The organism is Streptococcus humanilactis (assembly GCF_019448275.1).
Taxonomy (GTDB): domain Bacteria; phylum Bacillota; class Bacilli; order Lactobacillales; family Streptococcaceae; genus Streptococcus; species Streptococcus humanilactis.
In genome coordinates this window covers 1-13,416 of sequence record NZ_JAHXBZ010000006.1, presented here as the reverse complement: position 1 = coordinate 13,416, position 13,416 = coordinate 1, and the positions used below count along the sequence as shown (strand labels likewise).

Genomic DNA, 13,416 nt, shown 5'->3' with positions numbered 1-13,416 from the left:
ATTTTACCATAAAATCTTCTGGAAATAAAGCCAAAATAGTTATTGGGAGATGGTAGGGGAGAAAAAAACCAACCTCAGGGCTGGTTTCTTTTACATATTAATCTTCTTTCAACTTCGCCAATTCTTGGGCAAGGAGTTTAAGGGCAACTTGTGGGTTGGCTTGGCCTTTGGTTGCTTTCATAAGGAAGCCTGTAAAGGCCTTATCTGCGTTGCGTTTGCCTGACTTGAAGTCGGCAACTGCGGCTTCGTTATCGGCAAAGACTTGGTGGATAATTGGAATCAAGACAGCTGGATCTGAGATTTGAACCATACCTGCTTTTTCCACGTATTCACGCGCGCCACCGCCATTTTTAGCCAGGTGGACAAAGACTTTCTTGGCAATCTTAGAAGAAATCGTGCCGTCTTCGATGATGGCAATCATTTCTACCAAGTTTTCTGGTGTCAATTCGATTTGTTCGAGTGTTTTACCTTCGGCGTTCAAGAATTGAGCAACTTCTCCTTGGAGCCAGTTAGAGACTTGTTTGGCATCTCCTCCGAGAGCCACAGCTTTCTCAAAGAAGTCAGAAGTGACTTTGTTTGCAGTCAACTGGCTAGCATCGTAGTCTGACAAACCAAGGTCAGCCACGTAGCGAGCACGGCGTTCTTTTGGAAATTCTGGCAACTCTGTCCGCATTTCCTCAATCCACTCATCTGAAATTTCAAAGAGAGGTAGGTCTGGTTCTGGGAAGTAGCGGTAGTCTGCAGCTCCTTCCTTAACACGCATGAGTATGGTTGCCTTGTTAGCTTCATCGTAACGGCGTGTTTCTTGGCGGATTTGACCACCTGAGCGAAGGATTTCGGTTTGACGTTGGACTTCGTATTCAAGACCCTTGCGAACGTTTGAGAAGGAGTTGAGGTTCTTCAACTCAGTCTTGGTACCGAATTTTTCTTGACCATACGGACGAAGGGAGATGTTGGCATCCACACGCATAGAACCTTCTTCCATCTTAACGTCAGAAATGCCAGCGTACTGGATGACCTCCTTGAGGGCAGTTAGGTAAGCGTAGGCTTCTTCTGGCGAACGCATGTCAGCTTCAGATACAATCTCAATCAATGGCACCCCTTGGCGGTTGAGGTCAACATAAGAGTAGCCATCTGTACCGTGGGTGTTTTTACCAGCGTCTTCCTCTAGGTGGGCACGTTCGATACCGATTTTTTTAGTTGTACCGTCTTCTAGCTCGACTTCAATCCAACCGTTATAACCGATTGGCTCATCAAACTGAGAAATTTGGTAGGCTTTGGGATTATCAGGATAGAAGTAGTTCTTGCGGTCAAAGTGCATCTTTTTATGGATGTCCATGTTGAGAGCAAGAGCAGCCTTGATACCGGCATCGACAACACCTTTATTGAGAACTGGCAGAACTCCTGGGAAAGACCAGTCAATCACGTTAGTGTTGGCATTTTGGTCATTTCCGAAGTGGGCAGAAGTAGGTGAGAAGATTTTTGAATTGGTGTTGAGCTCTACGTGGACTTCAAGTCCGATGACTGTTTCAAAGTTCATTAGTTGTCACCTCCAAAAATCACGGGTTGTTGTTTGTGGTAGTCTGTTGTTGCTTCAAAGGCAGCAGCAGCTTGGTAAATGGTTTCCTCAGAATACTTAGGACCAATCAATTGCAGACCGACAGGTAGTCCTTGAGAGAAGCCAGCAGGAATCGAAATTCCTGGTAGACCAGCTAAGTTGACTGGGATGGTCAAAAGGTCAGCCAAGTACATAGCAACTGGATCATGGTTGAGAGAATCCAAGTCATAGGCAACGCTTGGAGCAGTTGGGCCCAAAATCAAGTCATAATCCGCAAAGACTTTTTCGAAATCTTGAATGATAAGGGTACGAACCTGACCAGCCTTTTTATAGTAGGCATCGTAGTAACCTGATGAAAGGCTGAAAGTACCTAGCATGATACGACGTTTCACTTCTTCACCGAAACCTTGGCTTCGGCTGTTTACATAGATTTCATCAAGGTTGGTCGCATCCTCTGCACGATAGCCGTAACGGATACCATCAAAACGTTGCAAGTTTGATGAAGCTTCAGATGAAGCGATGATGTAGTAGACGGCAACCCCGTATTTAGAGTGAGGCAGGCTGACTTCTTCAACGATAGCACCAAGTTTTTCAAAGTGCTTAGCAGCATTAAGAATGGTTTCCTTAACCTCTGGGTCAATCCCTTCGCCAAGATATTCTTTAGGTAAAGCAATTTTCATGCCCTTGATGTCTTGACCGATTTTTGAAGTAAAGTCGGCAATGCGGACAGGAGCAGAAGTAGAGTCTTTAGCGTCTTCGCTGGCAATAGCATTGAGCAAGAGAGCATTTTCCTTAACAGTAGGAGCAAAAGGTCCAATCTGGTCTAATGAGCTACCAAAGGCAATGAGACCGAAACGAGAAACCGTTCCGTAGGTTGGTTTGAGACCAACGATTCCGTTGAAGGCAGCAGGTTGGCGGATAGAACCACCGGTATCAGAACCAAGTGACAAGCGGACTTGTCCTGAGGCTACGGCTGCGGCAGAACCACTTGATGAACCACCAGGAACCTTGGTTTGATCCCAAGCGTTTTTAGTTGCACCGTAGTGAGAAGTCTCACCTGAACCACCCATGGCAAATTCGTCCATGTTGGTTTTCCCTACTACAATCATGCCCTTGGCTTTTGCATTGGTAACAGCAGTCGCATCAAAGATTGGCTCATAGTTGTAGAGCATTTTTGAGGCAGCAGTTGTGAGAATACCGTCTGTAGAGATATTATCCTTAACAGCAAGTGGAATTCCTGAGAGGACATTATCTGCGTCAATTCCAGCTTCATCAATAGCCTTAGCTTGCGCAATAGCTTGCTCTTCAGCGATAGTGACAAATGCGTTGATAGCTGTCTCGCGAGACTTGATATCTTCAAGCGTTGCTTGGGTCAATTCAGTTGCAGAAATTTCCTTAGAGACAAGGAGGTTGTGCAAGTCTTCAATCGTTTTGTTATTAAAAGTCATTAGGCATCTCCTCCATCATCTAGGATAGCTGGTACCTTGATATAGTAGTTGTCTTTTTTAGGTACGTTTTTAAACAAGCGATCACGGTCTGTTCCTTCTTCGGCCACATCAGGGCGGAGTACGGTCTTACGGTCAGCCATGGTCGTAGTAGGTGCGACACCAGTTGTGTCAACTTCGCCCAGCAATTCAACCATGTCAACAATCTTAGACAAGGTAGTCGCAAAGGCAGCAGTTTCTTCTTCAGAGAATCTTAATTTTGAAAGATTGGCAACGTGTGTTACCTCTTCTTGCGTAATTTTCATCTTGCATCCTTTCGTGAAATGATGATTTTTAGTCTGTTCTATTTTACCATATTTTCCTATAAATAAGGGAGGGAAAGGTGAAAAAAGACGGGTATAGGATGGAGAACGGATTTTGATGATGATTTATTTGAAAAGCGGATTTCAAAGGGGAAAATATATGGTACAATAGTTTAACAGAGAAGTGAAGACGGTGGTTACGAAATCGAAAGGATGGTGATGCTTATGTGCAGAACCTGTAAAATCTTAGTAGAAAGGAGTAACCAGATTTGTCCCCTTTTGAGGCTTTGACACTCATGTTTGTAGCTGGTAACTTTGTTATCACGCTCCTAAAGTTCATCCTTGAATTGGTAAAAGAGACAAAAAAATAGCCGTCCTAACTTTGGCGAGTTAACGAGCTATTTTTTAGTTATGTAACTACAGCCACCGTCTTAAACGGCTCTGTGGGGTGTTGTTGACGCAACACCTTTTTCTATATTCATTGTAACATTTATTTTAAAAATTGCAAGTGGAATTATTATGCTTTAGCAGTGTCTGATATAAAATAGAAATTGAAAAAAATGCTAAAATCCGATATAATGGAATGTTGAAAGGAATGGTACAATCCAATGTAAAAATCATTCTGAACTATTGAAACAAGAAAAAGAATAGAGAATCAAAGAAAGAGAACTTATGAATATTCAAGAAGAAATTAAGAAACGTCGTACCTTTGCCATCATCTCCCACCCGGACGCGGGGAAAACAACCATCACTGAGCAGTTGCTCTACTTTGGGGGAGAGATTCGTGAGGCTGGTACGGTAAAAGGAAAGAAAACAGGAACTTTTGCCAAGTCTGACTGGATGGATATCGAGAAGCAACGTGGGATTTCGGTTACTTCATCTGTTATGCAGTTTGACTACGATGGTAAGCGCGTGAATATCCTAGACACCCCAGGGCACGAGGATTTCTCAGAAGATACCTATCGTACCTTGATGGCGGTGGATGCTGCCGTCATGGTGGTGGACTCTGCTAAGGGTATCGAGGCTCAAACCAAGAAATTGTTTGAGGTTGTCAAACACCGTGGCATTCCTGTCTTTACCTTTATGAACAAGCTGGACCGTGACGGTCGTGAGCCACTAGACCTCTTACAAGAATTAGAAGAAGTCTTGGGCATTGCTAGCTACCCAATGAACTGGCCTATCGGGATGGGGAAAGCCTTTGAAGGCTTGTATGACCTCTATAACCAACGTTTGGAGCTCTATAAAGGGGATGAGCGTTTTGCTAGTCTAGAAGATGGGGACAAGCTTTTTGGTAGCAATCCTTTCTACGAACAAGTCAAGGATGATATTGAACTATTAAATGAAGCTGGAAATGAGTTTTCAGAGGAAGCTATTCTGGCTGGAGAATTGACACCAGTCTTCTTTGGTTCGGCCCTCACAAACTTTGGTGTGCAGACCTTCCTTGAAACCTTCCTCAAGTTTGCTCCAGAACCACATGGACACAAGAAAACAGACGGCGAAATTGTGGATCCTTATGACAAGGATTTCTCAGGATTTGTCTTTAAGATTCAAGCCAACATGGACCCTCGTCACCGTGACCGTATCGCCTTTGTCCGTATCGTATCGGGTGAATTTGAGCGTGGTATGAGTGTCAACCTACCTCGTACTGGTAAGGGGGCTAAATTGTCTAATGTTACCCAGTTTATGGCGGAAAGTCGTGAGAATGTAACCAATGCCGTGGCAGGTGATATCATCGGGGTTTATGATACAGGTACTTATCAGGTTGGGGATACATTGACTGTTGGCAAAAACAAGTTTGAATTTGAACCACTGCCAACCTTTACTCCTGAAATTTTCATGAAAGTTTCTGCTAAGAATGTCATGAAGCAAAAATCTTTCCACAAGGGGATTGAGCAACTGGTACAAGAAGGTGCTATTCAGCTTTATAAGAATTACCAAACAGGCGAGTACATGCTGGGAGCTGTTGGTCAACTCCAGTTTGAAGTCTTTAAGCACCGTATGGAAGGCGAGTACAATGCGGAAGTAGTCATGAGCCCAATGGGTAAAAAGACCGTTCGCTGGATTAAGCCAGAGGACTTGGATGAACGGATGTCGTCAAGCCGAAATATCTTGGCCAAAGACCGTTTTGACCAACCAGTCTTCCTCTTTGAAAATGACTTTGCCCTACGCTGGTTTGCGGATAAGTATCCAGATGTAGAGTTGGAAGAGAAGATGTAGATCGCCAAAGTTACTTGATTGTATAACAATCTAAGTAACTAACGCCAAGTTTCTATGGAACTTAGCTAGGCGCTCCACTAGTAAAGTTTTACGAATAATATCGATTCGTAAAACTTTACGTCGTAACTGGTAGTGAGCAGTCTAGCTAACTGCTTTGCTAACTACGTTTGGCAAATGAAATCGATTTATAAAACTCAGTGTTGTAATCTAATAATAGGTAACCGCAATGGCGGTCTACCTAAACGCTTCACTAGGCAAAGCCCACGAATGGTATAGATTCGTGGACTTTTCCGTCGTAATGGTAAGGAAGCGAACTAGCTAACTGCCTTACTAACTACGTTTTGTAAATGAAATTGATTTGTAAAACTTAGTGTCGTAATCTAGCAATCGATCTTTATGTTGGTTGATCTAAATATTCTAATAAGAGAAGTCCAGGAATGCTATATTCATGGGCTTTTTCCTTATGCCATTGTGGGATTTTTTTATAAGAGTTAGTAGGTCGAGCTATTTGCATTATTAAAGTGCAACCTTTTTGCTTGCCAGCTTGCTCAAGAAATATCGTAGTTAAACTATATACTTTATACTTTGAAATTTACTATCTTTTAATTCTAATGAAAACAGCGAAAAGTTCCTTGGATAATATATAATATATATGTCTATTCAAAGGAAAATGATGCTCTTTTTAATTTTGGATAAGTATGACGTATTCGTCGACAAAAATAATGGATTTCTCTTTTTTATAGCCCAGTCAATGAGGGAATCAGTTGTCTAGTATATTAACTTTGTTTATCAATGGGGAATCTATACAAAACAAGGAAGAAAATGCTTTTTTTTTTTTAGCAAAAACACTAAAAAATAAGTTGACTTAATATAAGGATTTGTGTTACAATAGAAAACGACTGCATTAAACTAACTACTATAGCACTTTTTTTGGAGGAAAAAAATAAATGTTTTTCAGACGTCAAAAGGGTCAATATCGCGAAACTGATCGTGTGACTCGATATAAACTCGTTAAATCCGGTAAGCATTGGTTGAGAGCCTCAACCTCTCTTTTTGGCTTATTCAAGGTTTTGCGTGGTGGCGTAGATACTACTCAGGTTATGACCGAAGTAGTAGAAAACCAAACTAATCAAACGATTACAGGTCTTGATATTATAAGAGGTATTGCAGCAACAGGTGCCGTATTAGGTGGGGCTGTTGCTACTCAGACAAAAGTTTTTGCAAACGAAGCGGTAGCCCTTGAAAAAACGTTAGATAGTTCAGATGCTCTAGCAACGCATGATACAGTTGTTCTTGGTACAACTGCAAAAGTGGATGCGGAGAATTCGGCAAGTCTGTCTCATTCAGTAAGCGAGAGTGTATCTACTTCAGAATCAGTATCCACTAGTCTATCAGCTAGCGTTAGTTCTTCTGCTAGTATGTCAACAAGTGCCTCAGAAAGCGCATCAACTTCAGCTAGCGTTTCAGCAAGTACTTCTGTAAGCTCTAGTCAGTCGATGGTGGCGTCAGGTAATAGTGCACTTTCTACTACTGCTTCTGAGACTTCTGGAAAAGCAGAGTCTGTGTCAAAAGAAAGTCAGTTGGCTAAAGAAGAGTTATCTGCCTCTAAGCTAGGTGCTCCTGTATTGGAATCAGCTAAATTGGAAAAAGGTTTGGTTGACACGAATGCAGAAATAAGTAGTTTGGCAGGAGTGACTGCTGGTGCCATAGCAACATCGGAAGTTTCAGCTAAACAACAGGATGAAAATCGTAAGAAGTTAACCAAACTTTCAGCTGAAATGGGTGAGTACCTAGCAAAAGCGGTCGGTTTACCTAATAGTGATGCAGCTATAGCGAAAGTGAATGCTGCGGTGACTGCTATCGAGACAGCTCTTGCTAATCCTAAGGCAGATTTGACCGAAACTGTAAAACTAGCGATCTCTGCTCGTAACTCAATTGCTAATGCTGTGTTGAGAGTCAATTCAGGTGCGCGTGATGCACGAAATGGTCAAGGTATGGGCAGTGGGGTACATCCTAGAGCTTTGCCTACTTCGTTAATCACGAACACGTTTGCTAGCAATAGAACATCGGCTTCGCTTGAATCAGGTCAGTACAATAAGAATACTCATGAAGTAATTTGGCGTATCAATATGCACTCAGATAATGCCCTGAATTATGCTGGTTTACTTGCCAATGTGGATCCAAATACGACCATTACCCGTGTTACTTTTAATGGTCAACCGATGGAGAAGCGTGGTGGTTCTGGCAATGAGTACGTGTTTAGCAAACGTCATGATTTAAATAGAAATTTAGAGGCAACGATTGAAGTTCATGCCACTGTAAATGAAAAATCAAGCAATGCCAGATTAGATGCCCGAGTTGCTACAAGTAGTCAACCATTTACAAGTACGAATGTTTCTGGTAATTACACGAATTTGATGACCTCTTATGTCCATACAGGTAGAGCAGGAAGTCAAAACAATGCTGTGAGAAATCAGGGACGCGCAACAGATAATCCCCCTACAGTTGAATTGCCAAAATTACTTGAAGTTTTCAATGATGATTCTGTGAATATCAATATGGTATTTAGAGATGATAAGGCTTTGAGACTATTTTATACGGGAAAAGATAATCCTATCATTACAGGTTTACAAGGTAAAAATTTCCCTGGACAAATCAACTTTGCGACTCTTAAACGAGATCCTAAAACAGGACTCAATACAGCCTATGTTTATGAACATAAGCAGTGGACAACTGAGATTTATGGTACGATTGGTCGGAACAATGGCTGGAAACCAATGACTCCAGGGGACTATAACATTGAGTATGGTGCTGATGATACTGCCGGACAAAAAACAATGACTACTATGACTGTTCGTATTCACGGATTTAATGAGCGTCAATCGCCTATAAGCGGTGCGACTGTCGCAGTTAATAATACGACAAATCTGAGTCAGGCGGAAAAAGATCAAGTATTGGCTAACTTTAAAGCAGCCAATGCAAGCGTTCTTTCAAGTACAGATTACAAAAAAGGATCTGAAGAAGGATCAATCAGTGTAGCTAATAATGGAGATGTTACCATTACTTATCGTGATAAAACCACGGATACAGTCACAAACAATGTTAAGTATGGTGTAGAGAAAACAACTGAGCACTTTTATGCAGTTAGCGACGAGCCTTTATCTAATATAAATCCAAGAAGTCTTGTGCGTCCAGTTGGCGGAGCATCTGACTTCCCTAGTGGGACAACATTTGCATGGAAACAAGGTCAAGCTCCTACAATGGAAGTTAGCAACACTCCTCGCTCTGCAACCTTAACGGTAACTCACCCAGATAAAACTACTACAGATCTAACATATAAGTACACAGTTTATCAAAAGATTGAGACCAAAACTAACAATGGAGTTACGGGTAAGTTCTATGCCTTTAAAGCAGTACCGAAAACGGATGTAACTGTTGGTGGTAGCTATGCTAATAATATCGGTGGATATTCAAGCTTCTATATAAATAATGATGCTAAAGTGTCGCCGAATCCTCTTCCTTCAGGGACTACATTTGCTTATGAGTATCAACTGAATGATAATCGCTCAACACCTGTACGTAAACAAGATGGCTCTCCAGCCTTTAGTAGCGTGTGGCATACAACTGCAGATTCAGCTACAACCCACAGCACGACCTATAAAGCAATAGCAACTTATCCAAAAGGGCGACTTGGTGATGTAACAACTTCAAATCCTGCTCTCACAAGTACAGTGACCTTTAATTATACAGTAGTTGATCCAGTAGCCAAGCAAGAGTATGTTACCACAGTTGGTAATACAGCACCACTAAATGATATCATTGCTAACCCGGATAAGGCGATTAAGAACTCTGATGATAGAGTTGCAATACCTAATGGTCCGGCTGTGGCAACTAGAACCGATTACAGCTGGAGAGATTCGGCACCAAATGCTAGTACAGTAAGCACTCCAGGGATCTATAAGAAAGAAGTCACAGTTACTTTACCACAAGGTTCAACGAATAAAGACAGAAATAGTACAAACGTTCCTGTAACTATCAAAGTTAGACCAAATCCACCACAAATTTCAACTCAACTATCCAATACAGGCGGACTTCCAAGCCGTGATATTACTGTAACAGACGCTTTACCAGGCGCTACAGTTACTTTGACAATCGGTGGTAAACAACTTCCAGCTAAAACAGCAGATCAAACTGGAAGAGTGACGTTTTCTGCAAATGAACTAGCAGACAGTAACGGTTTACTTCCAACAGGAAATGTAACAGTTAAACAAAGTAAGGCATTTGATAATCCAGTAACAGGTCAAAAGGAAACGTTGACATCGGATGAAAGACGTGTTGAAATCAGCAAGGAAACTGAAAAACCACATGTAAGATACAAAGTCACAATCGATGGTAAAGAGCCTGAGAAAGATGGTAAGGGTTACTACTTGTTCTACGCAGGTGATAACATCAAGGTTGAATTTAGCGCCACTGATAATAGTGGGAAATTGCAAAAAGTGACCTTCAACCAAGGGGCTAATGAGTTAACGAATTTCTTTAATGACACTAACAATACGTATGGAAGTGGTACTGTACCTAAGATTGAAAGTATTGTAAATCAAGATCAAACAACAAGGGTAACGATAGGTAAAGTTAAAGATGACTTAACATATGATTCAAATAATAAATGGACGCGACAAATTAAGGCAGTAGATCCAAGTGGTAATGAAAGTGATACCAACCTAGCTGAAGCGAAATTTGGTATTCAACAAGGACGTTTGGCAGACAAGATTAAATTGACAACACCACCTGCTATTCCCGTTCGTGATAAGTCAAATTTGACTCCTACTGAGAAAGGGAGAATTAAAGCGGAAGTAGAGACATCGAATCCGTCTGGTACATCTCGCATTCGTACTTATGAGGTTCAACCAAATGGTGATGTGACTATTACATTTAAAGATGGAACTTCAAAGACAATCACTCCTAATCTAGAACAAAATTATAAAACAAAAACAGATCGTTTTTACGCGGTTGCAGGAGAAAATCCAAATAGCTTGACAGCTCGTAATTTTATCAAATCTGCTGATGGTACAGATTTGCCTGCAAATACAAATGTAGTTTGGAAAAACGGAGCTCCAGATTTATCTACACCAGGTGAAAAAACAGCAACCTTGACGGTTACCGACTCGAAAGGTGTAAGTAAAGATATTACTTATAACTATACCGTTTATCCAAAGGTTGAGGCCAAGACTGCAAATGGAGTAACTGGTAAGTTCTTTGCATTTAAAGGAACGAAAGAAGCAAACCTTAGTAAAGTCGATGGAGGCTGGGCTAACAACTATGGTAGGGATACTTTTGTGTATACTAACAGTAATGACCTTCCTTCGGGGACTAAGTGGTCCTATAAGTATCGACTAAATAATGAAGGTTCTGAGCTAACAACTGATATTACTAAAAATGAAAGACCATCTTTTGGTGATGTGTGGTATACAACCAAGGAAAATCCAAATTGGTACCAACCTAGAAGCCACAAGACGACTTATACAATTAAAGCGGTTTATCCGAATGGTCGCTTCGGAGCTGCATCAGCTAACGACCCAGCCCTTACAAGTGATGCAAGCTTTGAGTACACGGTAGTTGATCCGGTAGCTAAGAAAGTTTATGAGACAACAGTCGGGAAAACAGATTCTTTGGAGGGTATTATTGATAACCCAGGCAATGCAATAAAAGACTCTGCTTCAGTACCGATGCCTAGTGGTCCAGAGCCAGCTACTACAACCACTTACTCTTGGGAAACAACTCCAAGTGTTGCTAATCCAGGTATCTATACCCATAATGTCAATGTTACTTTACCAAAAGGAGCACAAACTAAAGACAATACAACTGCAATAGTTCCTGTAACCATCAAAGTTAGACCAAACCTACCACAAATCGCAGATAATCAAGTGAAGCTACAAGGAGGTCTGCCGAACCGTAGTATTACAGTTACAGATGTGACACCGGGAGCAACAGTGACCTTGACAATCGGTGATAAGACATTCACTAAGGAAGCTGGACCTAACGATACAAGGCTGACCTTTACGCCAAAAGATCTCGAAAAGGCTTACAATGCTAATAACGGCTTACTTCCAGCAGGAGGCGTAACAGTTACACAAAGTAAAGTTGTAAGGACTCCTACTGGAGGAACAGAGACTCTTACTTCTGACCCAACTTCTACGACTATTACGAAAGAAAATGTAGCACCAGAACCAACCTTTGATCTCTATATCCAGAATGATAAGACAAAACAGTGGGAAAAACAATCCATCCAGGATAATGTTCGCCCAGGTGTAAGAGGATATGAAATCTTCGCAGGTGATAAAATTAAAATCGTCATAAGCGGCAAGGATAACAGTGGTAAGATTAAAACTCTGAAATTGCATGATGGAACTTCAGATATAGATAGAATCTTCCAAAAAGACTATTCATCAGACGATTCTGCACCTGGCTTCAAGGATACTCCAACGGAAGCTACAGAAACGAATCCAAAAGTACTAGAGTATACTGCTACTTATGATGCAAATAAACAATATGCAGATAGTAATAAATGGAACCGTGGGGTTAAAGCTGTCGATTTATCTGATAATGAAGCTCGTACTCTGACAGTAGTAGCACAAGGGAAACTGAATAAGAAATTCCCAGGTGAAGTGCCAGCGACAGTTCAAGTAACTAATGCGACAACTCCATCAGCAGATGATAAAGAAAAGATTCTTGCAGCGGTTAAGGGTTCAAATCCACAAGAGGCAAATCGTATTAGTAAATACGAATTTAAAAACGGTGGAGCTGTATCAAAGGGTAAAGTTACAGTCATTATTACCTATAAAGATGGTACATCGAATGAAGTAGAGGTACCAGTATCGGATTCTGATTATAAGTCAGAACAAGCCTCTCAATCAGCGTCAACAAGTGCGGTAGCCTCTACATCAGCAAGCACAAGTGCTGTAGCATCTACCTCAGCATCAACAAGTGCGGTAGCGTCTACGTCAGCATCAACAAGTGCCGTAGCATCTACCTCAGCAAGCACAAGCGCCGTAGCGTCTAGGTCAGCGTCAACAAGTGCGGTAGCGTCTACGTCAGCAAGCACAAGCGCAGTAGCATCTACCTCAGCATCAACAAGTGCAGTAGCGTCTACCTCAGCATCAACAAGTGCCGTAGCGTCTACCTCAGCAAGCACAAGTGCGGTAGCGTCTACCTCAGCGTCAACAAGTGCGGTAGCGTCTACCTCAGCAAGCACAAGCGCCGTAGCGTCTACGTCAGCGTCAACAAGTGCGGTAGCGTCTACGTCAGCGTCAACAAGTGCGGTAGCGTCTACGTCAGCAAGCACAAGTGCAGTAGCCTCTACCTCAGCATCAACTAGCGCGGTAGCATCTACGTCAGCAAGCACAAGTGCCGTAGCGTCTACCTCAGCGTCAACAAGTGCCGTAGCGTCTACCTCAGCAAGCACAAGCGCCGTAGCGTCTACGTCAGCAAGCACAAGCGCCGTAGCGTCTACCTCAGCATCAACAAGTGCGGTAGCGTCTACTTCAGCGTCAACAAGTGCCGTAGCGTCTACGTCAGCAAGTACTAGCGCAGTAGCCTCTACGTCAGCAAGCACAAGTGCCGTAGCCTCTACCTCAGCAAGCACAAGCGCCGTAGCGTCTACCTCAGCGTCAACAAGTGCCGTAGCCTCTACATCAGCAAGCACAAGTGCTGTAGCGTCTACCTCAGCAAGTACTAGCGCAGTAGCCTCTACGTCAGCAAGCACAAGTGCCGTAGCCTCTACCTCAGCAAGCACAAGCGCCGTAGCGTCTACCTCAGCATCAACTAGCGCTGTAGCATCTACGTCAGCAAGTACAAGCGCCGTAGCGTCTACATCAGCATCAACTAGCGCTGTAGC

At 42.4% G+C, this 13,416-nt stretch carries 6 protein-coding genes; 3 read left to right on the top strand and 3 right to left on the bottom strand.

The genetic code is table 11. The annotated features are described in order from the left end of the window. Window positions 1–97: 97 nt before the first annotated feature. The 3 genes from gatB to gatC are packed head-to-tail and all read right to left on the bottom strand — an operon-like array spanning window position 98 to window position 3,308. Entirely contained in the window at window positions 98–1,540 is a 1,443-nt protein-coding gene (gene gatB / locus KV696_RS08065; protein WP_219967340.1) for an Asp-tRNA(Asn)/Glu-tRNA(Gln) amidotransferase subunit GatB, read from the bottom strand. Next, on the bottom strand, window positions 1,540–3,006 hold the full coding sequence (gene gatA, locus KV696_RS08060; RefSeq protein WP_219967338.1) for an Asp-tRNA(Asn)/Glu-tRNA(Gln) amidotransferase subunit GatA: 1,467 nt from the start codon (window positions 3,004–3,006) through the stop codon (window positions 1,540–1,542). Before gatA ends, gatB begins: the two co-directional genes overlap by 1 nt. Beyond that, window positions 3,006–3,308, bottom strand: a complete 303-nt coding sequence (gatC, locus tag KV696_RS08055; protein WP_219967337.1) for an Asp-tRNA(Asn)/Glu-tRNA(Gln) amidotransferase subunit GatC — start codon at window positions 3,306–3,308, stop codon at window positions 3,006–3,008. Before gatC ends, gatA begins: the two co-directional genes overlap by 1 nt. Before the next feature lie 293 nt (window positions 3,309–3,601). Here gatC and KV696_RS10125 point away from each other — a divergent pair, with 293 nt between their 5' ends. From KV696_RS10125 to KV696_RS10240, 3 genes are all read left to right on the top strand, one after another. Then, window positions 3,602–3,676, top strand: a complete 75-nt coding sequence (locus KV696_RS10125; protein WP_232610068.1) for a hypothetical protein — start codon at window positions 3,602–3,604, stop codon at window positions 3,674–3,676. A gap of 301 nt (window positions 3,677–3,977) precedes the next feature. Further along, on the top strand, window positions 3,978–5,522 hold the full coding sequence (locus tag KV696_RS08045; RefSeq protein ID WP_001025437.1) for a peptide chain release factor 3: 1,545 nt from the start codon (window positions 3,978–3,980) through the stop codon (window positions 5,520–5,522). A 947-nt stretch (window positions 5,523–6,469) separates the two neighbouring features. Continuing rightward, window positions 6,470–13,416: accessory Sec-dependent serine-rich glycoprotein adhesin (locus KV696_RS10240; protein WP_219967336.1), on the top strand; the 6,947-nt coding region annotated here is incomplete at its 3' end.